Origin of the sequence: Citrobacter sp. Cpo065 (assembly GCF_030332805.1) — a bacterium.
In the GTDB taxonomy this organism is placed as follows: Bacteria; Pseudomonadota; Gammaproteobacteria; order Enterobacterales; family Enterobacteriaceae; genus Citrobacter; species Citrobacter portucalensis.
Window position 1 is genome coordinate 379,032 of sequence record NZ_JAOWHC010000019.1, and the last position, 24,879, is coordinate 403,910.

Consider the following 24,879-nt stretch of genomic DNA (forward strand, 5'->3'; position numbering starts at 1 on the left):
GGTAAAAGAATAATGGCTATCGAAATCAATGTACCGGACATCGGGGCTGATGAAGTTGAAATCACCGAGATCCTGGTCAAAGTAGGCGACAAAGTTGAAGCTGAACAGTCGCTGATCACCGTAGAAGGCGACAAAGCCTCTATGGAAGTTCCGTCCCCTCAGGCGGGTATCGTTAAAGAGATCAAAGTCTCTGTTGGCGACAAAACTGAGACCGGCAAACTGATCATGATTTTCGATTCCGCCGACGGTGCAGCAGCTGCTGCACCTGTTCAGGCAGAAGAGAAGAAAGAAGCAGCTCCGGCAGCAGCACCTGCTGCCTCTGCGGCGAAAGACGTACACGTACCTGACATCGGCGGCGACGAAGTAGAAGTTACCGAGATCATGGTTAAAGTGGGCGACACCGTTGCGGCTGAACAGTCTCTGATCACCGTTGAAGGTGACAAAGCCTCTATGGAAGTTCCGGCGCCGTTCGCAGGTACCGTCAAAGAGATCAAAATCAACACGGGTGACAAAGTGTCTACCGGTTCCCTGATTATGGTCTTCGAAGTGGCGGGCGCAGCGCCTGCTGCTGCACCGGCTCAGGCGGCTGCTCCAGCAGCAGCGGCGGCCCCGGCTGCTTCCGGCTCGAAAGAAGTTAACGTACCGGATATCGGTGGTGACGAAGTTGAAGTCACTGAAGTGATGGTTAAAGTGGGCGATAAAATTGCCGCTGAGCAGTCACTGATCACCGTTGAAGGCGATAAAGCGTCGATGGAAGTTCCGGCACCGTTCGCGGGTACCGTGAAAGAAATCAAAATCAGCACCGGCGACAAAGTTAAAACCGGTTCTCTGATTATGGTCTTCGAAGTCGAAGGCGCAGCACCTGCAGCCGCTCCTGCACAAGCAGCAGCTCCGGCTCCGGCCGCTGCACCAGCGCCTGCGCAAGCCGCAGCTCCGGCCGCAAAAGCGGAAGGCAAATCTGAGTTTGCTGAAAACGACGCTTACGTTCATGCAACGCCGCTGATTCGTCGCCTGGCGCGCGAATTCGGTGTGAACCTGGCGAAAGTGAAAGGTTCTGGCCGTAAAGGTCGTATCCTGCGTGAAGACGTTCAGGCTTACGTGAAAGACGCTATCAAGCGTGCTGAAGCGGCTCCGGCTGCAGCAGCAGGTGGCGGTATCCCGGGCATGCTGCCTTGGCCGAAAGTGGACTTCAGCAAGTTTGGTGAAATCGAAGAAGTGGAACTGGGCCGTATCCAGAAAATCTCTGGTGCTAACCTGAGCCGTAACTGGGTGATGATCCCGCACGTTACTCACTTCGATAAGACCGATATCACCGATCTTGAAGCGTTCCGTAAACAGCAGAACGCCGAAGCTGAAAAACGTAAACTGGACGTGAAATTCACCCCAGTAGTCTTCATCATGAAAGCCGTTGCCGCAGCTCTGGAACAGATGCCGCGCTTCAACAGCTCCCTGTCTGAAGACGGTCAGCGCCTGACCCTGAAGAAATACATCAACATCGGTGTAGCGGTTGATACTCCGAATGGTCTGGTTGTTCCGGTCTTCAAAGACGTGAACAAGAAGAGCATTACCGAGCTGTCTCGTGAACTGACCGTGATCTCCAAGAAAGCGCGTGATGGCAAGCTGACCGCTGGCGAAATGCAGGGCGGTTGCTTCACCATCTCCAGCATCGGTGGCCTGGGTACTACCCACTTCGCGCCGATTGTGAACGCGCCGGAAGTGGCTATCCTCGGTGTCTCCAAGTCCTCTATGGAGCCAGTGTGGAACGGTAAAGAGTTTATGCCGCGTCTGATGATGCCGATTTCGCTCTCCTTCGACCACCGTGTAATTGACGGTGCGGATGGTGCGCGCTTTATCACCATCATCAACAACATGCTGTCTGACATTCGCCGCCTGGTGATGTAAGCGAAAAAGCCGGCCCGACGGCCGGCTTTTTTCTGGTAATCTCATGAAGTCAGTGAGGTTATTGTGCGAAAGACAAATCGGTTGCCGTTTGTTGTTTCAAAATTGTTAACAATTTTGTAAAATACGGGCGGATAGAACGACCCGCTGGACGACGGGTATAAATTAAGAGGTCATGATGAGCACTGAAATCAAAACTCAGGTCGTGGTACTTGGGGCAGGCCCTGCAGGTTACTCTGCTGCCTTCCGTTGCGCAGATTTAGGTCTGGAGACCGTCATCGTAGAACGTTACAGCACCCTTGGCGGTGTTTGTCTGAACGTCGGCTGTATCCCTTCTAAAGCGCTGCTGCACGTAGCAAAAGTTATCGAAGAAGCCAAAGCGCTGGCTGAACACGGTATCGTTTTTGGCGAGCCGAAAACCGATATCGACAAGATTCGTACCTGGAAAGAAAAAGTTATCACTCAGCTGACCGGCGGTCTGGCGGGTATGGCCAAAGGCCGTAAAGTGAAAGTGGTTAACGGTCTGGGTAAATTTACCGGGGCAAACACCCTGGAAGTTGAAGGCGAAAACGGCAAAACCGTGATCAACTTCGACAACGCAATCATCGCGGCGGGTTCCCGTCCGATCGAACTGCCGTTTATTCCGCATGAAGATCCGCGCGTGTGGGATTCCACCGATGCACTGGAACTGAAAACTGTTCCTAAGCGCCTGCTGGTAATGGGCGGCGGTATCATCGGTCTGGAAATGGGTACCGTGTACCATGCGCTGGGTTCAGAGATCGACGTGGTTGAAATGTTCGACCAGGTTATCCCGGCTGCCGACAAAGACGTGGTTAAAGTCTTCACCAAGCGTATCAGCAAGAAATTCAACCTGATGCTGGAAACCAAAGTGACCGCCGTTGAAGCGAAAGAAGACGGTATCTACGTTTCCATGGAAGGCAAAAAAGCCCCTGCCGAAGCTCAGCGTTACGATGCTGTGCTGGTCGCTATCGGTCGTGTACCGAACGGTAAAAACCTCGACGCGGGCAAAGCTGGCGTGGAAGTTGACGACCGTGGCTTCATCCGCGTTGACAAACAGCTGCGCACCAACGTGCCGCACATCTTTGCTATCGGCGATATCGTCGGTCAGCCGATGCTGGCACACAAAGGTGTTCATGAAGGTCACGTTGCCGCTGAAGTTATCGCCGGCAAGAAACACTACTTCGATCCGAAAGTTATCCCATCCATTGCATACACTGAACCAGAAGTTGCATGGGTTGGTCTGACCGAGAAAGAAGCGAAAGAAAAAGGCATTAGCTACGAAACCGCCACCTTCCCGTGGGCTGCTTCTGGCCGTGCTATCGCTTCCGATTGCGCAGACGGTATGACCAAACTGATTTTCGACAAAGAATCTCACCGTGTTATCGGTGGTGCGATTGTCGGTACCAACGGCGGCGAGCTGCTGGGTGAAATCGGTCTGGCGATCGAAATGGGTTGTGACGCAGAAGATATCGCGCTGACCATCCACGCGCACCCGACTCTGCACGAGTCCGTGGGCCTGGCGGCAGAAATCTTTGAAGGTAGCATTACCGACCTGCCAAACCCGAAAGCGAAGAAAAAGTAATTTTTCCGAAATGATAAAAAGCGGCTGAATGGCCGCTTTTTTTTATGTATTTGTTACATAATAGTGTCAAGATCTGGCAACGATTAAGGTAACTAGCCGAATTGCCAGAAAATGTTTTTTACCGTACTGCATCAAACTCCCGAACCGCATGAAATCAGCATTCCAAATCAACATACTGTTTCACAAGAAATAAATCACCTTATCTTGTCATCAGATGAAATTAATAACCCTGTAAACTAATAGCGTGATAATAAATTGGGAGGGGAAATGATGAAACGTTTTTTAAAAGCAGCAGTAATAACTACCGTGTTTATTTCCGGCATGGCGCTGGCGCAGGATGCCGTCATTCCATGGGCTACCAACAGCGGTGGTACCGAAAGCACACATATTGCGGCAATGGGACAAAATTTGAATGCGCAGCATCAGCAGATTAACCAGACACAGGAAGGTGTATGGGCAACAAACTCTGGCAGCATTCGAGCTGACGAAATAGCACTTATCAGCACTAAGCCGGCGTTTAAAGGTTATCCTGAATTAATGCCGCATCAGAATTAACTCTCCGAGCTCACGTCAGACAAATCCACGCTGACGTGAGCGTGTGGGCAATGACGCTGGCTGGTTGTGGTGCGATAACCACCGCTTATAACAGCAACACCTCTGGTGCGACGCTGGGTGGTGGTATCGCGGCGGGGCTGATCGGCATGGCCGCGGATGCGATGGTGGAAGACGTTAACTACACCATGGTTACTGACCTGCAAATCTCTGAACGCAGCAAAGCGAAAGTGACAACGGATAATGTTGCTGCATTGCGTCAAGGGACATCTGGCATCAAGCTGCAAACCAGCAGCGCGCAAGGCGATCGCGCAAAATACCAGACCCGCGTTGTGTCTAATGCTAACAAAGTGAATCTGAAGTTCGAAGAAGCGAAGCCGGTGTTGGAAGCTCAATTGGCGAAATCTGTCGCTAACATCCTGTAATTTGTTGCGGGTTGCCGGGGGGTGGCTATGCCTTACCCGGCCTACTAACCTTCCGACTCGGTATCAGGGCGCTACAGGTTGCCAGTTTTTATCCGGATGGAATGTGGTTAACGCTTGTGCTTTCTGCTGTGATTCAACACCGAGATCGGCCTGGTAGACTTTGTCTTCACCGTTAATGATAAAACTCATCACGCCGGTGTGATCGTAGCTAACGGGCCAGGCTACCATGGCAAAACCGCTGGTTTTATCGGGAAGGATCCGGAAGCGATAGCCGTGATAGCCCATGCCCGGCTCCTGTGGGCTGAAGGCTGGGCCAAGCGGGCTTGGCGCTTCGCCCGGCGAAACAGGCCAGTACAGACCATCCTTTTTCCCTTCAGAACTGACAATCTTTTGCGCGTATTTCTGGTTCATCGCAAAATAGCTCTGCTGAGCATCCACATAGGCGTGCAACGCCTCAATGGCAGCAAGTTCGTTGCGTCCAATCTCACGGGTCAGGATCTCTTCGGCCGCTTCCTTGATATCAAATTGCCAGCCTGAAGCGTTTTTGACGACCGGGATTGGCAGTTGCCAGTCGCTGTCTCCAACCACAAGATGCGCCGTATTGCCGTCGATGACAGTGCTATGGCGTACCTTCCAGTCACGCAGGAAGCGATCAACCGCATCAGGATCGACGCCTTCTGGCGGCAGAAAATCACGCCAGTTTTCCCCGAGCAGGTTGCTCATTGCACTTTCATTTTGCTCACTGATAGCGTTTGCCAGCGCATCTGTTGCCTGGTCTGGTGTGCTGAAGGATTGTTGTGCCATCCCGGTGGCCGAAACCATGAACAACACCATTCCACTGAGTAGTTTATTTTTCATGTCGGTTCCCTTAACGATGACGGAATTCACGGTGTTCAGCACGCCCGCCAGAAGGCTGGCGCGATGGCTGATTACGGGCGACCTGGCGGCTCTGGACACCTCGCTGTTGCTGTGCCTGCCAGTTGGCGGAGCGACTGTCGTTACCGCTCAGCGCATTGGCGCGTGGCTGGCTGGTTCGCTGTTGAAGATTGCGCTGTTGTACATTGCGTTGCTGCGCCGGTTGCGTGACCCGTTTCTCCTGTCGCTGGGCGACTGCCTGGCGATTCTCCCGCTGCTGAGTGCTCGTCCGCTTCGCGGTTTGCGGTTTGGTATCGTAACCGCGGTAGTTATTACGTTGGGAAATTTGCTTCAGTTGTTGATTCGATGCCTGACGCTGGGCGTCTCTCGTGCCCGTACGCGCCGTTTGCGGGAATGTTTTCCCCGTCGATTTTTCCATCTGGCTCAGGGCTGCCTGACGCTGGCTATCACGGTTGACCGGTCTTTGCTGGGTCGAACTTAACCCGGTTGCCGTGTTAGTGGAGTGGAAGCGGTTATTGAGCTGGCTATTTGGGTAAGGTACACCCTCACGGTAGGCCGGGTTATGCTGCCAGGTACGGTTGGCATCTGTCAGGCGCTGACCACTGATTTTATTGAAGTTATCAACGTTAATGTTTATGTTGTTATCACCGTTGCGGTTATAGCCGCCATGGTTATCCCAGTCATCATTATGATGGTGGTCGTCGTCGTCATCCCAGTCGATGTTGCTGAAGATGGCATAGGTTGTGGCGACACCAAGGCTGAAGCCTAAACCATTGACGAAGCTGTTACCAAATTGCTCACCGGGCGTTGGTGGCAGATAGGTTGGCGGATAGGCGGTATTCGGCCAGGTACCGTAAACCGTGTTCGGGTTATAGGTTGGAACGTACACCACCTGCGGATCGGCGGATTCAATCTTGATGACAGTAGGGCTTGTCGTGGTGGTAGTGCTGGTCGTCGACGTGCTGGTGGCGGTTTTCGCCGGTGCCGCTTTGGTCACGGTGGTGACGGTCTGTTGCGGTGTTGATTGCAGCGCGCCGGTTTGTTGCGCCAGCGCGCGCAGACGTTGAACGGAATCCATGACGTCCTTCGGCTGTGCGAGGAAAGCATCGCCCAGGCTTTGTACCCACGGCGGATTTTCACCCATCAGCGACATCAACTGAGGAAAAGCGACCAGCGATTTCACGCTGGGATCCCAGGGCTGGCTGGCAACGGCCTGAATGGCGGCATCGCCCTGCATTTTGGGATTGTCTTTTGACCACTGTGCGGCCTGGATGACGTTAGCCGGATAGGTTGAGGCCATCAAAATTTGCGACAGCAGCGAGTCTGGATAGAGCGCGATAGGTGCAACCCACTGATCGATTTGTGCTGCTGAGTAGGTTGGTGCCACGGCGGGCGCTGTTTGGTCGGCCGGGGCAGGGGTCGCTACGGGAGCTGGGGCCGGTGTTGACGGTTGCTGCGCAACGGGGGCCGGAGCAGCAGGCTCCGTTGTGCGACTTTTAACAAACATCACGCCAGAGGCGGCAAACAGCCCGGCACTGCACAAAAGGACAAGCAGATGTGGCTTAAGGGGCAACTTCATAAAATGACTCCAACGAGACGAGCGCTGTGCCGTGAGGCGTTCCTGTTGCCGCGAGTATTATTCACCCGTGTTAGACAGTTTTGACTTTTATGGTTGATTCACCAGGTAGGTCCGAAAAAAGAGTGTGAGTATTTATTACACAATTATATGTGATGGCGGAAAAATCGCTGGAATATTCAGCCGATCACGCTTAAAAATTAACCGTTTATGGGTGGTTTTAAGCTGACTTAATTTCACCTCGCCTTGTCGCTATACCATTCTTAACGATTCAGCCAATTTTTTATGTTGCTTTTTTGTAAACGGATTAACACTTAATGAAAATCCTGTTATTGTGCCTTATGCGGTACCGGGCATTTACCCTACTAACTACTGTCTCACAGGAGCGTGAAGAGAATCGCCCATCTACAAAAGCGCCGCATTATGACAATGAGAGCGAGGAGATATCGTCGTGCTAGAAGAATACCGTAAGCACGTAGCTGAGCGTGCTGCCCAGGGGATTGTGCCAAAACCTTTAGACGCAACCCAAATGGCTGCACTTGTCGAGCTGCTGAAGACCCCGCCTGTGGGCGAAGAAGAATTCCTGTTAGACCTGTTGATCAACCGTGTTCCTCCTGGCGTAGATGAAGCCGCTTATGTTAAAGCTGGTTTTCTCGCCGCTGTCGCAAAAGGCGACACTACCTCCCCGCTGGTTACCCCAGAAAAAGCCATTGAACTGCTGGGCACCATGCAGGGTGGCTACAACATTCATCCGCTGATCGACGCGCTGGACGATGCAAAACTGGCGCCGATTGCCGCCAAAGCGCTCTCTTCAACGCTGCTGATGTTCGATAACTTCTACGATGTAGAAGAAAAAGCCAAAGCGGGCAACGAATATGCGAAGCAGGTAATGCAATCCTGGGCTGATGCCGAATGGTTCCTGAACCGTCCAGCTCTGGCTGAAAAAATCACCGTTACCGTCTTTAAAGTGACGGGCGAAACCAACACCGATGACCTTTCTCCGGCACCGGATGCATGGTCTCGCCCGGATATCCCTCTGCACGCGCTGGCGATGCTGAAAAACGCCCGTGAAGGTATCGAACCGGATCAGCCGGGCGTGGTTGGCCCGATCAAACAGATCGAAGAATTGCAGAAAAAAGGTTACCCGCTGGCTTATGTGGGTGATGTTGTCGGTACCGGTTCTTCGCGTAAATCCGCAACCAACTCCGTGCTGTGGTTCATGGGTGACGACATTCCTCATGTGCCGAACAAGCGTGGCGGTGGCCTGTGCCTCGGCGGCAAAATTGCACCTATCTTCTTCAACACCATGGAAGATGCGGGCGCACTGCCGATTGAAGTGGACGTGTCGAACATGAACATGGGCGACGTGATTGACGTTTACCCGTTCAAAGGCGAAGTACGCAACCACGAAACCGGCGAACTGCTGGCAAGCTTTGAGCTGAAAACCGAAGTCCTGATCGACGAAGTACGCGCCGGTGGCCGTATCCCGCTGATCATCGGTCGTGGCCTGACCACCAAGGCGCGCGAAGCGCTGGGCCTGCCGCACAGCGACGTATTCCGTCAGGCGAAAGACGTGGCGGAAAGCAGCCGTGGCTTCTCCCTGGCACAGAAAATGGTTGGCCGCGCCTGCGGCGTAAAAGGTATCCGTCCGGGCGCGTACTGCGAACCGAAGATGACCTCCGTCGGTTCTCAGGATACCACTGGCCCTATGACCCGTGACGAACTGAAAGACCTGGCGTGTCTGGGCTTCTCTGCTGATCTGGTGATGCAGTCCTTCTGCCACACCGCGGCCTATCCGAAGCCGGTGGACGTGAACACGCATCACACGCTGCCAGACTTCATCATGAACCGCGGCGGTGTGTCGCTGCGTCCGGGCGACGGCGTTATTCACTCCTGGCTGAACCGCATGCTGCTGCCGGATACCGTAGGTACCGGTGGTGACTCCCATACCCGTTTCCCTATCGGGATCTCCTTCCCAGCAGGTTCTGGTCTGGTGGCGTTTGCTGCGGCGACCGGCGTGATGCCGCTGGATATGCCGGAATCCGTTCTGGTGCGTTTCAAAGGCAAAATGCAACCGGGTATCACCCTGCGCGATCTGGTACACGCCATCCCGCTGTACGCGATCAAACAGGGTCTGCTGACCGTTGAGAAGAAAGGTAAGAAGAACATCTTCTCTGGCCGCATTCTTGAAATCGAAGGTCTGCCGGATCTCAAAGTAGAGCAGGCGTTCGAATTGACCGATGCCTCCGCTGAACGTTCTGCTGCCGGTTGTACCATCAAGCTGAACAAAGAGCCGATCGTTGAGTATCTGAGCTCTAACATCGTTCTGCTGAAGTGGATGATCGCAGAAGGTTACGGCGATCGCCGTACGCTGGAACGTCGTGTGCAGGGCATGGAAAAATGGCTGGCGGATCCGCAGTTGCTGGAAGCCGACGCTGACGCAGAATACGCGGCAGTGATCGACATCGATCTGGCGGATATCAAAGAGCCAATCCTGTGTGCACCGAACGATCCGGACGATGCGCGTCTGCTGTCTGACGTACAGGGCGAGAAGATCGACGAAGTGTTCATCGGCTCCTGCATGACTAACATCGGCCACTTCCGTGCCGCTGGTAAGCTTCTGGATGCGCACAAAGGCCAACTGCCAACGCGTCTGTGGGTGGCTCCACCAACCCGTATGGATGCGGCACAGCTGACCGAAGAAGGTTATTACAGCGTGTTCGGTAAGAGCGGTGCGCGTATCGAAATTCCAGGCTGCTCTCTGTGCATGGGTAACCAGGCGCGTGTAGCCGACGGCGCAACGGTGGTGTCGACCTCTACCCGTAACTTCCCGAACCGTTTAGGTACCGGAGCGAACGTCTACCTGGCTTCTGCGGAGCTGGCGGCGGTTGCGGCGCTGATCGGCAAACTGCCGACGGCGGAAGAGTACCAGACCTATGTGGCGCAGGTAGATAAAACGGCCGTAGATACTTACCGTTATCTGAACTTCGACCAGCTGTCTCAGTACACCGAGAAAGCCGATGGTGTGATTTTCCAGACCGCGGTGTAATGCCCTAAAGCATTTTGTGTAAAAACGCATCAATGCCCGGAGAAGTCTGCTTCTCCGGGCATTTTTATTTCTATTCCTTATACCCACTACCTTTTTTTCTGCCGCGCTGCTGCGATAATTACAGCAAGGCGCAATGCGGTATTGGCGCATTGCCGGGAGTAGAGGAAGACATTATGGATTACGAATTTCTGCGCGATATTACCGGGGTGGTAAAAGTGCGTATGTCCATGGGCCACGAGGTGGTGGGGCACTGGTTTAATGAGGAAGTGAAAGAAAACCTGGCCTTACTTGATGAAGTGGAACAGGCAGCGCGTGCGGTTAAGGGCAGTGAGCGCTCCTGGCAGCGAGCAGGGCATGAATACACGCTCTGGCTGGATGGCGAAGAAGTGATGGTTCGCGCTAATCAGCTGGAGTTCTCTGGCGATGAGATGGAAGAGGGGATGAGCTACTACGACGAAGAAAGTTTTTCGCTCTGTGGTGTAGAGGACTTTCTTCAGGTTGTGGCGGCATACCGCGAATTTGTGCATCAATCCTGAGATATTTCAGATATCAATGAAGCCGGGTGAGACAAACCCGGCTTTTTTTTCATCCGAATGATTATTTGATTTTTATTAATCATTCAAAAACTGTGATCTGCCGCGTTTGTGATCTGATTTTGATTGAATATAATCGTTGTGATTTTATTTAATCACAACATAACAACAGGCGGGAAGACCATGAACATCAAGAAGGCAATAGAACGCGTACCCGGCGGCATGATGGTTGTGCCGTTGGTTATCGGTGCCATTATCAACACTTTTGCCCCGCAGGCGTTGCAGATCGGTGGATTCACCACGGCTTTATTTAAAAATGGCGCGGCTCCCTTGATTGGCGCGTTCCTGCTCTGTATGGGGGCGGGAATTAGCGTAAAGGCGGCGCCGCAAGCTTTGCTACAAGGCGGCACGATTACGCTGACCAAGTTACTGGTCGCGATTGCAATTGGTCTCGGGGTTGAACACCTGTTTGGCGCGGAGGGCATCTTTGGCTTAAGCGGTGTTGCCATTATTGCGGCAATGAGTAACTCCAATGGCGGGCTTTACGCGGCGCTGGTTGGCGAGTTTGGCAATGAACGTGATGTCGGTGCGATCTCCATTTTGTCTCTGAATGACGGGCCTTTCTTTACCATGATCGCGCTGGGCGCGGCGGGTATGGCAAATATTCCTATCATGGCGCTGGTGGCGGTTCTTGTTCCGCTGGTGGTTGGCATGATCCTCGGTAACCTCGACGCCAATATGCGTGACTTCCTGACCAAAGGCGGTCCACTGCTCATTCCTTTCTTTGCGTTTGCACTTGGAGCCGGTATTAACCTGGAAATGCTGCTGCAAGGTGGTCTGGCGGGCATTCTGCTGGGTGTGCTGACCACCTTTGTGGGCGGCTTCTTTAACATTCGTGCCGATCGTCTGGTAGGCGGGAGTGGTATTGCTGGTGCTGCGGCATCCAGTACGGCGGGGAACGCCGTCGCGACGCCACTGGCCATAGCACAGGCCGATCCCTCGCTGGCAGAGGTTGCCGCTGCGGCAGCGCCGCTGATCGCTGCGTCAGTCATTACAACCGCTATTCTGACGCCAATTCTTACGTCGTGGGTCGCGAAAAGGCAGTCTCGTCAGACCGTGCAGGAGAAGAAAGCATGAAAATGATCGTTATCGCCGATGACTTTACGGGCTCTAACGATACCGGCGTACAGTTGGCGAAAAAAGGGGCGCGTACCGAAGTAATGCTGACCCCAGCGCAGAAACCGTCGCGCCGCGCCGATGTTCTGGTCATCAATACGGAAAGCCGGGCGATGCCGGCAACGCAGGCCGCCGCGGCTGTACAACAAGCGTTAGCACCATGGTGTGAGGGCGAAGCAACACCGCTGGTATACAAAAAAATAGACTCGACATTTCGTGGCAATGTGGGGGCTGAAGTCACTGCAGCCATGCGTACAGCCGGTCGGACGCTGGCCGTGATTGCGGCGGCAATTCCTGCTGCCGGGCGCACCACGCAGGATGGCTTGTGCCTGGTCCATGGTGTGCCGCTGCTGGAAACGGAATTCGCCAGCGATCCAAAAACGCCTATTCACTCTTCGCGTATTGCTGAACTGGTCGCGCTGCAAAGCGATGTCCCTGTACATGAGGTGTCGCTGGTGGATGTGCGTCGGGGAAGTTTGAGTGCGCTGCTGAGTGCTTTTGCAAAAGCCGGCGAATGTATGGTGGTGGTGGATGCCGTGGAAGAGCGAGATCTCGCGCTCATTGCGCAGGCGGTTTGTGAGCAAAAACAGATGCCGCTGCTCGTAGGGGCGGCAGGGCTGGCCAATGCGCTACCGGCCGCAACGTTTATGCAAGAAAAGCAGGAATTACCGGTGTTGGTTGTGGCTGGCTCAATGAGTGAGGCAACGCGACGTCAGGTGGAAAAAGCAGTGTGTCAAGGTCGGGCAAAAGTCGTTGATATCGATGCCGCGCGGTTGGTTGCATCGTCATTTGCACCGGAAATGGACTCTGTTATTGAACAGGCTTGCGCGCAACTGAGCCAGCAGCAGCACACGATCTTACGCACCAGTCGATGTGCAGAAGACCGGGACATGATCGACACGCTGTGTTTCAACGTGGGGATGAGTCGCCAGCAGTTGGGAGAACTGCTGAGTCAGCGTCTAGGGGAGATAACGCTGCGCATTATTGAACAAGCACGTATCGGCGGATTGTTCCTGACCGGAGGCGATATTGCCACGGCGGTCGCCAGTGCGTTGGGTGCTGAAGGGTATCGCATCCACAGTGAGGTCGCCCCCTGTATTCCGTGCGGAACGTTTGTGAATAGCGAGATTGACGACTTGCCGGTTATTACCAAAGCGGGTGGATTCGGTTCTGATACGACCCTTTGCGATGCGCTGTATTTTATTGAGGAGATGTACCGTGGTAACTAAAACAATTGCGATTACGATGGGAGATCCGGCGGGGATTGGTCCGGAAATTATTGTTAAAGCGCTACGCGAAGATGAACTTAATGGTGCACCGCTGGTGGTGGTTGGGTGCCTAAAAACGCTGCAGCGGTTACAGGCTCAGGGGCTGGCTGACGGAGTAACATTTCGCGCTATTGAACAGGTCGCCGATGCCAGATTCACGCCAGATACGATTCATGTGATTGATGAACCGCTGGCGAAACCTGACGAACTGGTCCCTGGTACAGTGCAGGCGCAGGCGGGCGATCTGGCCTATCGCTGTGTGAAGCGGGCGACTGAACTGGCGATGAAGGGGGATGTACATGCCATCGCGACCGCGCCGTTGAACAAAGAAGCGCTGCATCTCGGCGGACACAATTATCCTGGGCATACCGAACTGCTGGCAACGCTGACCGAAAGCCGCGACTATGCGATGGTGCTGTACACCGATAAGCTGAAAGTTATCCATGTTTCGACGCATATCGCACTGCGCAAATTCCTTGATACGCTCAATGGGCAACGTGTCGAAACGGTGATTGGTATCGCGGATACCTTCCTGAAGCGCGTAGGCTTTGCACACCCGCGTATTGCCGTTGCGGGGGTGAATCCACATGCCGGAGAGAATGGCCTGTTTGGCGATGAGGAAATTCGTATTGTCGGACCCGCGATTGAGAATATGAAAGCGAAGGGGATGGATGTTTACGGTCCGTGCCCTCCGGATACCGTGTTTTTACAGGCTTATGAAGGTCAGTATGACATGGTGGTGGCGATGTACCACGATCAGGGGCATATCCCGCTGAAATTGCTGGGTTTCTATGATGGTGTAAATATCACAGCAGGTTTACCGTTTATTCGTACCTCTGCCGATCACGGTACGGCATTTGATATCGCCTGGACGGGAAAAGCAAAATCTGAGAGCATGGCCGTATCGATCAAACTGGCAATGCAACTGGCGTAATTTACTGTTATGAAAGGGCAACACCGTCTGGATAAGATTGTGGCGTATTTGAAAAATCATACGCTGGTTACCGTGGAACAGTTGGTTGACGCGGTTGACGCCTCTCCAGCAACGATCAGGCGCGATCTCATCAAGCTGGATGAACAGGGTGTGATCAGCCGCAGCCACGGCGGTGTTGCGTTACGACGCTTTGAAGCGGCGCAGCCAACCACAAACGAAAAGCAACTGCGATCGCCTGCTGAGAAACGGGCGATTGCGCGTTTTGCCGCCTCAATGGTGCGTGCGGGCGATGCCGTGGTGCTTGATGCCGGTACCACAATGCTGGAGCTGGCAAAATGTCTGACGCATTTGCCGCTGCGAGTGATTACCGTTGATCTGCATATTGCCCTGTTTTTGTCAGAATTCCGTCAGATAGAGGTGACGATCGTCGGTGGACGCATCGATGACAGCAGCCAGTCCTGTATTGGTGAGTTTGGCCGGAAAATGTTGCGCAGCGTCTATCCTGATATTGCTTTTATGAGCTGTAACACCTGGAGTATGGAAAAGGGTGTAACCACGCCAACGGAAGACAAAGCGGGATTAAAGCAGGAAATTATTGCGAATGCCCAACGGAAGGTATTGCTGGCGGATAGCAGTAAGTACGGCGCACATTCGTTATTTAACGTCGCGCCGCTTAGTTGCTTTACCGATGTTGTTACCGATGTGAATCTACCGCCAAACGCGCAGGCTGAATTAAAAGCGCAATCCGTTGCCCTGACGCTGGTACAGCCAGAGTAACTGCACTCTCAACCCTGATTGCGCCGGAGATTATTTAACGTAGGCCAGCAGGCTCAGAGAGTCACGCGCCAGCGCTTTGCATTTCTTTGCTGTTGGGATACCGATACCGCTGAGATCGCGGTAGCTGTCTTCACCCAACGCTTTCATATTGAAGGTGTCGTAATTACTCAGGTCCCACTGGTTTTGCTGGGCAAAAAAGACCAGTGCGCGACGAATCTGCCCATTAGGCAAATTCTGGTATCCACAGTCATTTTTCAGAAAAACAAAAACTGCCGTTAAATCGGCCATATCTTCGGCTTCGGACTCGCTGAGCGCGTAGCTATTTGCGCATACGGCCATCAGGGTGCCGAACAAAACTGTTCTGAAAAACGTCTTCATTGCTTCTACCACTGCATCACGGAATTTAAACGTTAGCATACTGCGAGCGAAGCGACGACCTTTATTATTAGCCGTTCACTTGACCTTCCCGTAAGGGGAAGGCTTATGCTTAAAAGATAGCCTGCTTAAGCTGCTGAATATAAGGAAGTGATTATGCAACGTCGTGACTTTTTAAAGTACTCCGTGGCGCTGGGCGTCGCGTCAGCGTTACCTCTGTGGAGCCGGAGCGTATTTGCCGCAGACCGCCCTGCATTGCCCATTCCTGACCTGTTAACCGCGGATGCCTCAAACCGTATGCAATTGGTGGTGCAAGCCGGAAAATCGAGCTTTGCTGGTAAAACAGCGACGACCTGGGGATATAACGGCAATTTACTCGGACCTGCGGTCAAGCTGAACAAAGGGCAGTCGGTGACCGTGGATATCCATAACCAGCTTGCCGAAGAGACGACGTTGCACTGGCACGGTCTGGAAATCCCCGGTGAAGTCGACGGTGGGCCGCAAGGCATTATCCCGGCGGGCGGGAAACGTTCAGTGACCTTCACGCCGGATCAGCGGGCGGCGACCTGCTGGTTCCACCCGCATCAGCATGGAAAGACCGGCCGTCAGGTAGCTATGGGACTGGCCGGACTGGTGCTGATTGAAGATGAAGAGATTCGCAAGCTGATGCTGCCTAAGCAGTGGGGCATTGATGATGTGCCGGTGATTATTCAGGATAAACAGTTCTCTGCTGATGGGCAGGTTGATTATCAACTGGACATCATGACCGCCGCAGTCGGCTGGTTTGGCGATACGCTGCTGACCAACGGGGCGATTTATCCTCAGCATGCCGCACCGCGTGGCTGGTTGCGTCTACGCCTGTTGAATGGTTGTAATGCACGCTCACTGAACATTGCGGCCAGCGACAATCGTCCTTTGTACGTCATTGCCAGCGACGGTGGACTGTTGGCTGAACCGGTAAAAGTGACCGAGCTTCCTATGCTGATGGGCGAGCGCTTTGAAGTGCTGGTGGATGTCAGTGACGGCAAAGCTTTTGATCTGGTCACTCTGCCAGTCAGTCAGATGGGGATGGCGATTGCGCCATTCGATAAGCCGCACCCGGTGATGCGCGTTCAACCGTTGCTGATTACCGCTTCCGGCACGCTGCCAGATTCGCTGACATCCATGCCATCGCTGCCGTCACTGGAAGGGCTGACGGTGCGCAAGCTGCAGCTGTCGATGGATCCGATGCTCGATATGATGGGCATGCAAATGCTGATGAAGAAATACGGCGGTCAGGCCATGGCGGGTATGGATCATGGGAAGATGATGGGCCATATGAATAATGACAATATGGGCCACGGCAATATGAATCATGGCAATATGAACCACGGTGAGATGGGGAATATGCAGCATGGCGACATGGGCAACATGAAGCATGGAACATTCGACTTCCATAATGCCAACCGGATTAATGGCCAGGCATTTGATATGAATAAACCGATGTTTGCCGCGGCGAAAGGTCAGCACGAACGCTGGGTGATTTCCGGCCAGGGCGACATGATGCTGCATCCGTTCCACATTCACGGCACGCAGTTCCGCATTCTGTCTGAGAATGGCAAAGCGCCTGCCGCACACCGCGCGGGATGGAAGGACACTGTGCGGGTAGAAGGCGGCGTGAGCGAGGTGTTAGTGAAGTTTGACCACGACGCGCCAAAAGAGCATGCCTATATGGCGCACTGCCATCTGTTAGAGCATGAAGATACCGGGATGATGCTCGGCTTCACCGTCTAAAAAATTACGCTGTGCTTATCCGGCCTGCAGAAATCTCTCGTAGGCCGGATAAGACACAGTCTCTTTACAGCGTTTCACCGCACGACTCCCTCCTCCTGCAAATTCTGCTATTGCACATAAAGTAATCGCCTTTGAAGCCGATAATCATTGGGTACCCAATGTGAGTTCAATGGATGAAATACTATGATTAAAAATGTGCGTGTTATTACCGGCATTCTTCTGGTTCTCGCCATTTTCTGTTTGCTACAGGTCGTGACAGGAAGCTTTTTTTATTCTGCGGTAAACAATGATCGCCATAATTTTCAGAACTCAGGCACCCTGAATGCCCAACAGGAAAATCTGAGTGATAGCGTCAATACGCTGATTAAAACCCGAGTAACGGTAACCCGCGTAGCAATTCGTTTCTTAAAGAATCAACGCGATCCGGCCTCACTGGCGGCCATTGATACTTTGCTAAAGACGGCGAGTGAGTCGATGAAGAAGGCTGAGGGATACTTCGCGCATTATCAGTCATTGCCGCAGGTGTCGGGGCAGAATCCGCAAATTGCATCTGAAATGGAAAAACAGTATCGGCAGATGCACGACGTGATGGCGTTATCGATAGAGTATCTGCGCGCGAATAACTATCAGGCCTATGGCGATCTTGATGCTCAGAAGGCGCAGGATGAAATGGAAGCCAGCTATGACCAGTGGCGTAACGAAAACAACGCGTTGCTGCAACACGCGGCGGCGGAGAATCAGCACAGCTTTACCCGCATGCAATGGACGTTAGGGGCAATTGTCGTCGCTGTGCTCATCGTTCTGGGCATGATCTGGAGTGGGTTGCAGCATATGCTGCTTAAACCCCTGGCGCAGATCATGGAGCATATCCGCATTATTACCCGTGGTGATCTGACCCATCAACTCGACGTCCAGGGACGTAATGAAATGGGACGTTTGGCCACGGGCTTAGATGAAATGCGACAGTCGCTGATTTCGACAGTCACGTCGGTGCGTAACAGCTCAGAAACGATTCATAGCGGCGCAACGGAAATCTCATCAGGTAACAACGATCTGTCTTCGCGTACTGAGCAGCAGGCTGCTTCACTTGAAGAGACAGCCGCCAGCATGGAACAGCTTACCGCGACCGTGAAGCAAAATACGGACAATGCGAAACAGGCGACTCAACTGGCTAAGAATGCGTCTGATACTGCCGCACGTGGTGGACGGGTTGTTGATACTGTCGTGCACACGATGAGTGAAATTGCCGGTAGTTCACAGCAAATTGCGCAGATCACCAGCGTCATCGACAGTATTGCTTTCCAGACCAATATCCTGGCGCTCAACGCGGCGGTTGAGGCTGCCAGAGCAGGAGAGCAGGGACGCGGATTTGCTGTTGTGGCGGGTGAAGTCCGTACCCTGGCAAGCCGTAGCGCTCAGGCAGCCAAAGAGATCAAAGCGTTGATTGATAACTCAACCCACAGCGTGGGGATGGGATCTCAGCAGGTGTCGGACGCGGGTAAAACGATGAAAGAGATTGTCGCAGCGGTCACCCGCGTGACGGACATCATGGGGGAAATCGCCTCAGCCTCGGAGGAACAGAGTCGGGGGATTGAGCAGGTGAGTCTCGCGGTCTCGCAGATGGACAGTGTCACACAACAAAACGCCGCGCTGGTAGAGGAGTCTGCCGCCGCAGCCGCTTCGTTGGAACAACAAGCTGAACAGTTACGCCTGGCCGTGGCGGCATTTCGCATCACTCGCGATGCCTCCAACAGTGAGCATCGAAAACCACCTAAGGATACTCCACGATCGACCTCTGCGGGGAGTTCGCCACAAGACCCGCACTGGGAAACGTTTTAGCCACAGGCTGCCGTGCGCTCCTGGTTTTGATTAATAAGCGTACAAAAAACGACGCAAACGGGTTCTCCTGTGAACTATCAGAGGAACCCGCTCTCTTTACTGGTATACTTCATCAACTGAATTGTTTGTATGCTGTCGCAAGTTTTGTGGTTAGAGCGGGTCGCCGTCTGTCAGTCGGTGTATCAACGTAAGCGCTTTCTTTCGATCTGCATGATGTGTCAACTGATAAAAATCAGTGAGTTATAGGGTTTATGAAACATACTGTTGAAGTGATGATCCCGGAAGCGGAGATCAAAGCGCGTATTGCTGAACTGGGGCGCCAGATTAACGAACGTTACAAGGACAGCGGCAGCGATATGGTGCTGGTTGGTCTGTTACGTGGCTCATTTATGTTTATGGCGGATCTGTGCCGTGAAGTGCATGTCTCTCACGAAGTCGATTTCATGACGGCATCCAGCTACGGTAGCGGAATGTCTACCACGCGTGATGTTAAAATTCTGAAAGACCTGGATGAAGACATTCGTGGCAAGGACGTGCTGATTGTCGAAGACATCATCGACTCCGGCAATACGCTGTCCAAAGTGCGTGAAATTCTGAGCCTGCGCGAGCCGAAATCCCTGGCTATTTGTACGCTGCTGGACAAACCTTCTCGTCGTGAAGTGAATGTTCCGGTCGAGTTTATCGGCTTCTCAATTCCTGATGAGTTTGTGGTCGGTTACGGCATTGACTATGCCCAGCGTTATCGCCATCTGCCGTATGTTGGCAAAGTGGTGCTGCTGGACGAGTAACTGGCTGGAGCGCCTGATGGCGCAGGTTTGTAGGCCGGGTAAGGCGTCGCCGCCTCCCGGCAATGTCACATTATTTATGGTTACTGTGTTTCTGACTCAGGTTAGACAACCCCTGGCGATAGCGCTGTTCCAGCGTTTCGCGGCTGGTGGCGGTGACGTCGAGATCGCGCAGCAGGCCATCATGAATACCGTAAGCCCAGCCGTGAATGGTCACTTTCTGACCGCGCTTCCAGGCTGAACGCATAATGGTTGAGTGGCCCAGGTTATAGACCTGTTCCATGACATTTAGTTCGCACAGGGTGTCCATACGACGTTCCTGCGGCATTTCGCCCAGCAGTGAGCTGTGTTTGAACCAGATATCGCGGATGTGCAGTAACCAGTTATCAATCAGCCCCTGTTCTTTATTTTCAATCGCCGCCTGGACGCCGCCGCATCCATAGTGGCCGCATATAATAATATGTTCCACTTCCAGCACATCCACCGCATACTGAACCACTGAGAGACAGTTCAGGTCGGTGTGAATAACCAGATTGGCAACATTGCGGTGAACAAATAATTCACCCGGTTCAAGACCGGTTAATCGTTCAGCGGGAACGCGGCTATCGGAACATCCAATCCATAGAAAACGCGGATTCTGGGCATGTGTCAGCGTTTCAAAAAATCCGGGATCTTCTTCTATCAGCATCTTTGACCATAGTGCATTGTTGCTGATGAGTGTATCTATGTCTTTCATGGAGTAGCACGACCCGAAGCCAGATAAATTCGATGGGCTAATATAGGGTAACTCCATCATTATTTAAACTATATATAAAATGTCAGAACGTAAGGTAAGTATAAAAACATGACCATTGCTCTGGAACTTCAACAACTTAAAAAAACTTACCCCGGTGGCGTTCAGGCGTTACGCGGGATAGATTTGCAAGTCGAAGCGGGTGATTTTTATGCGCTTTTGGGACCGAATGGCGCAGGAAAATCCACCACCATTGGAATAATCAGCTCGCTGGTGAATAAAACCTCCGGGCGGGTGAGTGTCTTCGGATACGATCTTGAAAAAGATACGGTTAACGCGAAACGCCAGCTTGGCCTGGTACCGCAGGAGTTTAACTTTAACCCGTTTGAAACCGTGCAGCAGATCGTGGTCAACCAGGCGGGTTACTACGGTGTTGAGCATAAAGAAGCGGTCAAACGCAGCGAACTATATTTAAAGCAGCTCGATTTATGGGAAAAACGTAACGAGCGCGCGCGCATGCTGTCTGGTGGGATGAAACGTCGTCTGATGATTGCCCGTGCGCTGATGCACGAGCCGAAATTACTCATTCTGGATGAACCAACGGCGGGCGTTGACATTGAGCTGCGTCGTTCAATGTGGGGCTTTTTAAAGGATTTAAACGACAAAGGCACCACCATTATTCTGACCACTCACTATCTCGAAGAAGCGGAAATGCTGTGTCGTAATATCGGCATTATTCAGCACGGCGAGCTGGTGGAAAACACCTCGATGAAGAGTCTGCTCTCCAAGCTGAAATCCGAGACCTTTATCCTCGATCTGGCACCAAAAAGTCCGCTGCCGAAACTGGAAGGTTATCAGTACCGACTGGTCGACACTTCCACGCTGGAAGTGGAGGTTCTGCGTGAACAAGGGGTCAACAGCGTCTTCTCTCAGCTGAGCGCACAGGGCATTCAGGTATTGAGTATGCGTAACAAAGCGAACCGACTGGAAGAACTGTTTGTTTCTCTGGTGCATGAAAAACAAGGAGATCGCGCATGATGCAGCTTTACTGGGTTGCGCTGAAAAGCATCTGGGCGAAAGAGATCCACCGCTTTATGCGTATCTGGGTCCAGACTTTGGTGCCTCCCGTCATCACCATGACGCTCTATTTTATTATCTTTGGTAACCTGATCGGCTCGCGTATCGGCGAAATGCATGGCTTTAGCTACATGCAGTTTATTGTACCGGGGCTGATTATGATGGCAGTGATCACCAACTCGTATGCCAACGTGGCCTCGTCGTTCTTTAGCGCCAAGTTTCAACGCAATATCGAAGAGCTGCTGGTCGCCCCGGTGCCGACGCACGTGATTATCGCCGGTTTTGTCGGCGGCGGCGTGGCGCGTGGCCTGTGCGTAGGCATTCTGGTGACGGCTATTTCACTGTTCTTCGTGCCGTTCCAGGTGCATTCCTGGGTCTTTGTGGCGCTCACGCTGGTGTTAACGGCGGTACTGTTCTCGCTGGCCGGTTTGCTGAACGCAGTCTTTGCAAAAACCTTTGACGATATCAGCCTGATCCCCACCTTCGTGCTGACACCGCTGACCTATCTGGGTGGCGTGTTCTATTCGTTAACGCTGCTGCCGCCGTTCTGGCAAGGACTGTCGCATCTGAACCCAATTGTCTACATGATTAGCGGCTTCCGCTACGGCTTCCTGGGTATTCACGATGTTCCGCTGGTCACCACGTTTGGCGTGCTGGTGGTGTTCATTGCGGCGTTTTACTTGCTGTGCTGGTACCTGATTCAGCGCGGACGCGGCCTGCGTAGCTAATTCTTTCTTCCTCTCCTGACTCGGGAGAGGAAGACTTTTGATGCTTATCACCATTACCGATTTATCACCCTGATAAACTACTTGCCTGCTAAGGAGGTAGGCAATGTTAGGTTGGGTAATTACCTGTCATGACGATAAGGCACAGGATATGCTGCATCGTCTGGAGAAAAAGTACGGTCCGTTGGAGCAATGTCAGGCGGTAAGTTTCTGGCGTGGGCTCAGCTCGAATATGTTAAGCCGCATGATGTGCCATGCTCTGCATGCCACAGACTCTGGTGAAGGGGTAGTATTCCTGACGGATATGGCCGGGGCTGCGCCTTACCGTGTGGCTTCGTTAATGAGTCATAAACATCCCCAGTGCGAAGTGATTTCAGGTATCAACTATCCATTGCTTGAGCGAATGATTTCGTCACGGGAATCGCTGAGCAGTTCTGCGTTTCGCGATTGCATCGTCGCGCTTGGCGGCCCCGAAGTCTCCAGCCTCTGGCATCAACAACAAAAAAATCCCCCCTTCGTGTTGAAGCATGATTTGTATGAGTATTAATCATTGGTATTGATGATGCTTTTGCTACAATAACCGAGGTTTCTCGCCTCGGTTAAATCATATGGTTATGCGCGTTCTGTTTGTTCTGTTGCTCCTGTTTTCTGGTGGCGTAGGTGCGGCCTTGCCCGCTCGCTATATGCAAACCACGGAAGATGCGGTGATCTGGGCGCATATTGGCAATAAGACGGAGACTGTCGGTAATTTACGCGCGGGACAGATTATTGCCGTTGAACCGGATGCAAAGGATTACTACACCTTCAACTTCGGCTTTGGCAAAGGCTACATCGACAAAGGGCACCTGGAATCTGTGCAGGGGCGTCAGCGTGTGGAAGACGGCCTGGGTGACTTAAATAAACCGTTGAGTAACCAGAACCTGATTACCTGGAAAGATACTCCGGTCTATAACGCGCCGGACGTAGGCAGTGCGCCGTTTGGTACGCTGGCTGAGAATCTACGCTACCCGGTGCTCAGTCGGCTGAAAGACAGACTGAATCAGACCTGGTATCAGATTCGCATCGGCGAGCGGCTGGCCTATATCAGCGCGCTGGATGCTCAGCAGGATAACGGTATCCCGATTCTGACTTACCATCATATTCTGCGCGATGAAGAGAACACGCGTTTTCGTCATACCTCCACCACCACATCAGTGCGCGCGTTCAGTAACCAGATGACCTGGCTGCGAGATATGGGCTATACCACGCTGACGATGTATCAGTTAGAAGACTACCTCAATAATCGCGCAAACCTTCCGGCGCGTTCGGTCGTTATTACGTTCGATGATGGCCTGAAGTCCGTTAGCCGCTATGCGCATCCCGTCCTCAAGCAGTATGGCTTTAAGGCGACGGCGTTTATCATTAGCTCACGTATCAAGCGCCACCCACAGAAGTGGGATCCGAAATCGCTGCAGTTTATGAGTATTTCCGAGCTGGAAGGGATTAAAGATGTTTTCGACTTCCAGTCGCACACCCATTTCTTGCATCGGGTGGATGGCCAGCGACGACCAATTTTACTCAGCCGTAACTATCACAATATTCTGTTTGATTTTGAACACTCCCGTCGGGCGCTCGGGCAATTTAATCCGCATGTGCTCTATCTTTCCTACCCGTTTGGCGGCTATAACGCGACGGCGGTGAAAGCGGCGCATGATGCCGGTTTTCATTTGGCGGTGACGACGGTGAAAGGGAAGGTGAAGCCTGGCGATAACCCGATGTTGCTAAAGCGGCTGTATATCCTGCGGACGGATTCGCTGGAAACAATGTCGCGGCTGATAGTCAATCAGCCGCAGGGGTAGTTTACTGGTAGGTTATCTGGAAGGTGACAGACGTTCCGAAAATGCCAGGGGTTACGGCTTCCGTCCCTGTTTTGACAAGCTTTGCCTTAAAGTTAGCGTTTACCGAGGTTACAGGCATTCCGATTGTCTCACCCACGGCAATGACTTCAGCTGTGCTGTCGGCATGCATTTGTGAATAGGCTGGAGAGCTTATTTTCACGCCGACGCCGCCAGCCGCGGTGATGCTGGCGTTGCTGGTGATCGAATTGGTGAATAAGCTTTTATCCGCTGTGGTGTACGATGATTTAGCCACGAACGAGACTTCAATCGTCCCGGTACAGGTGCCGCTAATCTGGAAAGGCACCTCGGTGGTTTGGTCTTTCTCCACGTCACTTCGGTACCAGTCGCCTAAATTCACGGTGGTGGGGGCTGTAAGAATGCAGGTCGGTTCGGAGAATGGAATGTAAAATGTGGCATCTGACATCGTAATCAGTGGACGAGGATGGTCGCTGCCATCAGAGCTACTGGGGTTTCCCAGCACAATATGACCGATCGGGCCGCCGACGGCGCTAAGAAAACCGATGCCTTCAGGCACGCCGCTAAAGCCCGGTAGCTGGTAGATATCCATGACCGCATGCCATTTTTTTTCACTGAAGTAGCTTTCATTATCATTAGATATCGCAGATTCGGTATATGAGCTGGTGTTGGTGAGGAACCATGCGGTTAGCGGTCGTCCGTCGGGGTAGAGCCCGATGGTGTACTCAATGCCCGGAATGTTAGTACGAAACAACGCCTTCCCATCGACAGAGCCGATTAATAAGCTGCTGTCCGTCATTGAGAAGACATCTTCGCCATCAATCCCCATCATGCAGTGGCTTTGCATCTGCGGGGTGAGTTCCATAATGATATTGCTCGCCAGCAACGTAGCGCTAGGCACGGAAGGCAGGAAGGTGATCGTCGGTGCAGTACCAGGAGACATGATTTCTCGCGTTGTATCATTGTAAAATTTACATTCCTGGTCAGCATATGCTGCACCGGATGCGCCCAACAGTAACAACGCGGCCAGGTGAGGGGAGAGCTTCATCAT

At 52.8% G+C, this 24,879-nt stretch carries 21 protein-coding genes and 1 pseudogene; 17 read left to right on the forward strand and 5 right to left on the reverse strand.

The window, feature by feature from the left end:
• The first annotated feature begins 12 nt into the window (after positions 1–12).
• From aceF to traT, 4 genes and pseudogenes are all read left to right on the forward strand, one after another.
• The gene (gene aceF, locus OGY68_RS02435) at positions 13–1,902 is read left to right on the forward strand and encodes a pyruvate dehydrogenase complex dihydrolipoyllysine-residue acetyltransferase (RefSeq protein ID WP_048236128.1); all 1,890 of its coding nucleotides are present in this window, start codon (positions 13–15) and stop codon (positions 1,900–1,902) included.
• Positions 1,903–2,077: 175 nt separating this feature from the next.
• Positions 2,078–3,502 carry a dihydrolipoyl dehydrogenase gene (gene lpdA, locus OGY68_RS02440; protein ID WP_003829486.1) on the forward strand — a complete coding sequence of 475 codons (1,425 nt, stop codon included), beginning with the start codon at positions 2,078–2,080 and terminating at the stop codon, positions 3,500–3,502.
• A gap of 270 nt (positions 3,503–3,772) precedes the next feature.
• The gene (locus OGY68_RS02445) at positions 3,773–4,057 is read left to right on the forward strand and encodes a hypothetical protein (RefSeq protein WP_032942376.1); all 285 of its coding nucleotides are present in this window, start codon (positions 3,773–3,775) and stop codon (positions 4,055–4,057) included.
• 59 nt (positions 4,058–4,116) lie between these two features.
• Positions 4,117–4,479 (forward strand): annotated as a pseudogene (traT, locus tag OGY68_RS02450) (complement resistance protein TraT); the annotation flags it as partial.
• A 63-nt stretch (positions 4,480–4,542) separates the two neighbouring features.
• On the opposite strand, the gene OGY68_RS02455 reads toward traT, so the two are convergent.
• Both OGY68_RS02455 and OGY68_RS02460 read right to left on the reverse strand, forming a co-directional pair.
• Positions 4,543–5,337, reverse strand: coding sequence for a DUF2950 family protein (locus tag OGY68_RS02455; protein WP_057067416.1), 795 nt, complete (start codon positions 5,335–5,337; stop codon positions 4,543–4,545).
• A 10-nt stretch (positions 5,338–5,347) separates the two neighbouring features.
• Complete coding sequence (locus OGY68_RS02460) at positions 5,348–6,934, reverse strand: DUF3300 domain-containing protein (RefSeq protein WP_057067417.1); 1,587 nt, start codon at positions 6,932–6,934, stop codon at positions 5,348–5,350.
• Between the two features lie 448 nt (positions 6,935–7,382).
• Between OGY68_RS02460 and acnB the strand changes: the two genes are divergently transcribed.
• The 6 genes from acnB to OGY68_RS02490 all read left to right on the forward strand — a co-directional run bounded on the left by acnB (position 7,383) and on the right by OGY68_RS02490 (position 14,668).
• Positions 7,383–9,980 (forward strand): bifunctional aconitate hydratase 2/2-methylisocitrate dehydratase, encoded by a 2,598-nt coding sequence (gene acnB, locus OGY68_RS02465; RefSeq protein ID WP_057067418.1) that lies wholly within the window; start codon positions 7,383–7,385, stop codon positions 9,978–9,980.
• Positions 9,981–10,153: 173 nt separating this feature from the next.
• The gene (gene yacL, locus OGY68_RS02470) at positions 10,154–10,516 is read left to right on the forward strand and encodes a protein YacL (protein WP_020996227.1); all 363 of its coding nucleotides are present in this window, start codon (positions 10,154–10,156) and stop codon (positions 10,514–10,516) included.
• 180 nt (positions 10,517–10,696) lie between these two features.
• Positions 10,697–11,650 carry a 2-keto-3-deoxygluconate permease 1 gene (locus OGY68_RS02475; RefSeq protein WP_048214928.1) on the forward strand — a complete coding sequence of 318 codons (954 nt, stop codon included), beginning with the start codon at positions 10,697–10,699 and terminating at the stop codon, positions 11,648–11,650.
• Entirely contained in the window at positions 11,647–12,918 is a 1,272-nt protein-coding gene (dtnK, locus tag OGY68_RS02480) for a D-threonate kinase (RefSeq protein ID WP_057067419.1), read from the forward strand. The genes OGY68_RS02475 and dtnK overlap by 4 nt, the downstream gene beginning before the upstream one ends.
• Complete coding sequence (locus OGY68_RS02485) at positions 12,908–13,891, forward strand: D-threonate 4-phosphate dehydrogenase (RefSeq protein WP_008786220.1); 984 nt, start codon at positions 12,908–12,910, stop codon at positions 13,889–13,891. The genes dtnK and OGY68_RS02485 overlap by 11 nt, the downstream gene beginning before the upstream one ends.
• Before the next feature lie 9 nt (positions 13,892–13,900).
• On the forward strand, positions 13,901–14,668 hold the full coding sequence (locus OGY68_RS02490) for a DeoR/GlpR family DNA-binding transcription regulator (RefSeq protein WP_032942381.1): 768 nt from the start codon (positions 13,901–13,903) through the stop codon (positions 14,666–14,668).
• Between the two features lie 30 nt (positions 14,669–14,698).
• Here OGY68_RS02490 and OGY68_RS02495 read toward each other — a convergent pair whose 3' ends face one another.
• Positions 14,699–15,046, reverse strand: coding sequence for a YacC family pilotin-like protein (locus OGY68_RS02495; protein ID WP_032941691.1), 348 nt, complete (start codon positions 15,044–15,046; stop codon positions 14,699–14,701).
• A 153-nt stretch (positions 15,047–15,199) separates the two neighbouring features.
• Here OGY68_RS02495 and cueO point away from each other — a divergent pair, with 153 nt between their 5' ends.
• The 3 genes from cueO to hpt all read left to right on the forward strand — a co-directional run bounded on the left by cueO (position 15,200) and on the right by hpt (position 19,443).
• The gene (gene cueO, locus OGY68_RS02500) at positions 15,200–16,816 is read left to right on the forward strand and encodes a multicopper oxidase CueO (protein ID WP_057067420.1); all 1,617 of its coding nucleotides are present in this window, start codon (positions 15,200–15,202) and stop codon (positions 16,814–16,816) included.
• Between the two features lie 183 nt (positions 16,817–16,999).
• Positions 17,000–18,655 carry a methyl-accepting chemotaxis citrate transducer gene (gene tcp / locus OGY68_RS02505; RefSeq protein ID WP_057067421.1) on the forward strand — a complete coding sequence of 552 codons (1,656 nt, stop codon included), beginning with the start codon at positions 17,000–17,002 and terminating at the stop codon, positions 18,653–18,655.
• A 251-nt stretch (positions 18,656–18,906) separates the two neighbouring features.
• The gene (gene hpt, locus OGY68_RS02510; protein ID WP_003018658.1) at positions 18,907–19,443 is read left to right on the forward strand and encodes a hypoxanthine phosphoribosyltransferase; all 537 of its coding nucleotides are present in this window, start codon (positions 18,907–18,909) and stop codon (positions 19,441–19,443) included.
• 70 nt (positions 19,444–19,513) lie between these two features.
• On the opposite strand, the gene can is transcribed toward hpt, so the two are convergent.
• A complete protein-coding gene (gene can / locus OGY68_RS02515; protein ID WP_008786227.1) occupies positions 19,514–20,176 on the reverse strand; it encodes a carbonate dehydratase in 663 nt (220 codons plus the stop codon).
• Between the two features lie 108 nt (positions 20,177–20,284).
• On the opposite strand from can, the gene OGY68_RS02520 reads away from it, so the two are divergent.
• The 4 genes from OGY68_RS02520 to OGY68_RS02535 all read left to right on the forward strand — a co-directional run bounded on the left by OGY68_RS02520 (position 20,285) and on the right by OGY68_RS02535 (position 23,813).
• Complete coding sequence (locus OGY68_RS02520; protein WP_003829469.1) at positions 20,285–21,211, forward strand: ABC transporter ATP-binding protein; 927 nt, start codon at positions 20,285–20,287, stop codon at positions 21,209–21,211.
• Complete coding sequence (locus tag OGY68_RS02525) at positions 21,208–21,978, forward strand: ABC transporter permease (RefSeq protein ID WP_003829467.1); 771 nt, start codon at positions 21,208–21,210, stop codon at positions 21,976–21,978. The genes OGY68_RS02520 and OGY68_RS02525 overlap by 4 nt, the downstream gene beginning before the upstream one ends.
• 103 nt (positions 21,979–22,081) lie before the next feature.
• A complete protein-coding gene (locus OGY68_RS02530) occupies positions 22,082–22,522 on the forward strand; it encodes a PTS sugar transporter subunit IIA (protein ID WP_057067422.1) in 441 nt (146 codons plus the stop codon).
• A gap of 61 nt (positions 22,523–22,583) precedes the next feature.
• Entirely contained in the window at positions 22,584–23,813 is a 1,230-nt protein-coding gene (locus OGY68_RS02535) for a polysaccharide deacetylase family protein (RefSeq protein WP_048236119.1), read from the forward strand.
• 1 nt (position 23,814) lies between these two features.
• On the opposite strand, the gene OGY68_RS02540 is transcribed toward OGY68_RS02535, so the two are convergent.
• Positions 23,815–24,879 (reverse strand): fimbrial protein StkG, encoded by a 1,065-nt coding sequence (locus OGY68_RS02540; RefSeq protein WP_267445251.1) that lies wholly within the window; start codon positions 24,877–24,879, stop codon positions 23,815–23,817.

Coding starts and splice junctions, on each gene's coding strand:
- can (WP_008786227.1), bottom strand. CDS start 20,176: ATGAAAGACATAGATACACTCATCAGCAACAATGCACTATGGTCAAAG.
- tcp (WP_057067421.1), top strand. CDS start 17,000: ATGATTAAAAATGTGCGTGTTATTACCGGCATTCTTCTGGTTCTCGCC.
- OGY68_RS02445 (WP_032942376.1), top strand. CDS start 3,773: ATGAAACGTTTTTTAAAAGCAGCAGTAATAACTACCGTGTTTATTTCC.
- lpdA (WP_003829486.1), top strand. CDS start 2,078: ATGAGCACTGAAATCAAAACTCAGGTCGTGGTACTTGGGGCAGGCCCT.
- OGY68_RS02525 (WP_003829467.1), top strand. CDS start 21,208: ATGATGCAGCTTTACTGGGTTGCGCTGAAAAGCATCTGGGCGAAAGAG.
- OGY68_RS02460 (WP_057067417.1), bottom strand. CDS start 6,934: ATGAAGTTGCCCCTTAAGCCACATCTGCTTGTCCTTTTGTGCAGTGCC.
- hpt (WP_003018658.1), top strand. CDS start 18,907: ATGAAACATACTGTTGAAGTGATGATCCCGGAAGCGGAGATCAAAGCG.
- OGY68_RS02535 (WP_048236119.1), top strand. CDS start 22,584: ATGGTTATGCGCGTTCTGTTTGTTCTGTTGCTCCTGTTTTCTGGTGGC.
- OGY68_RS02495 (WP_032941691.1), bottom strand. CDS start 15,046: ATGAAGACGTTTTTCAGAACAGTTTTGTTCGGCACCCTGATGGCCGTA.
- cueO (WP_057067420.1), top strand. CDS start 15,200: ATGCAACGTCGTGACTTTTTAAAGTACTCCGTGGCGCTGGGCGTCGCG.
- dtnK (WP_057067419.1), top strand. CDS start 11,647: ATGAAAATGATCGTTATCGCCGATGACTTTACGGGCTCTAACGATACC.
- OGY68_RS02540 (WP_267445251.1), bottom strand. CDS start 24,879: ATGATGAAGCTCTCCCCTCACCTGGCCGCGTTGTTACTGTTGGGCGCA.
- OGY68_RS02530 (WP_057067422.1), top strand. CDS start 22,082: ATGTTAGGTTGGGTAATTACCTGTCATGACGATAAGGCACAGGATATG.
- OGY68_RS02490 (WP_032942381.1), top strand. CDS start 13,901: ATGAAAGGGCAACACCGTCTGGATAAGATTGTGGCGTATTTGAAAAAT.
- OGY68_RS02520 (WP_003829469.1), top strand. CDS start 20,285: ATGACCATTGCTCTGGAACTTCAACAACTTAAAAAAACTTACCCCGGT.
- OGY68_RS02475 (WP_048214928.1), top strand. CDS start 10,697: ATGAACATCAAGAAGGCAATAGAACGCGTACCCGGCGGCATGATGGTT.
- yacL (WP_020996227.1), top strand. CDS start 10,154: ATGGATTACGAATTTCTGCGCGATATTACCGGGGTGGTAAAAGTGCGT.
- aceF (WP_048236128.1), top strand. CDS start 13: ATGGCTATCGAAATCAATGTACCGGACATCGGGGCTGATGAAGTTGAA.
- OGY68_RS02455 (WP_057067416.1), bottom strand. CDS start 5,337: ATGAAAAATAAACTACTCAGTGGAATGGTGTTGTTCATGGTTTCGGCC.